The sequence below is a fragment of the Planosporangium thailandense genome, assembly GCF_011947195.1.
In the GTDB taxonomy this organism is placed as follows: domain Bacteria; phylum Actinomycetota; class Actinomycetes; order Mycobacteriales; family Micromonosporaceae; genus Planosporangium; species Planosporangium thailandense.
The window spans coordinates 1-570 of the sequence record NZ_JAATVY010000094.1 but is presented as its reverse complement, the minus strand read 5'-3'; the positions used below and the strand labels follow the sequence as shown (position 1 = coordinate 570).

Here is a 570-nt window from a genome sequence, read left to right as displayed (position 1 = left end):
AGGTTGGTGGTCAGGATGATCACCGTGTTCTTGAAGTCCACGATGCGGCCCTGACCGTCGGTGAGCCGACCGTCCTCCAGGATCTGCAGCAGCGTGTTGAACACGTCCGGGTGGGCCTTCTCGATCTCGTCGAACAGCACCACCGAGAACGGCCGCCGCCGCACCTTCTCCGTCAGCTGACCACCCTCGTCGTAGCCGACGTACCCCGGAGGGGCACCCACCAGCCGCGACACGGTGTACCGGTCGTGGAACTCGCTCATGTCCAGCTGGATGAGCGCGTCCTCGCTGCCGAACAGGAACTCCGCCAGGGCCTTGGACAGCTCGGTCTTACCCACACCGGACGGGCCGGCGAAGATGAACGAGCCCGACGGCCGCTTCGGGTCCTTGAGGCCGGCCCGGGTCCGCCGGATCGCCTTGGACACCGCCTTGACCGCGTCCTCCTGGCCGACGATCCGCTTGTGCAGCTCGTCCTCCATGCGCAGCAGCCGGGAGGTCTCCTCCTCGGTGAGCTTGTAGACCGGGATGCCGGTCCAGTTCGCCAGCACCTCGGCGATCTGCTCGTCGTCGACC

Annotated in this window: 1 protein-coding gene; it reads right to left on the bottom strand. The window is 66.8% G+C overall.

The window, feature by feature from the left end; all coding sequences use genetic code 11:
* A partial coding sequence (locus HC031_RS32280) for an AAA family ATPase (protein ID WP_167929242.1) occupies window positions 1–570 on the bottom strand: 570 nt, incomplete at both ends.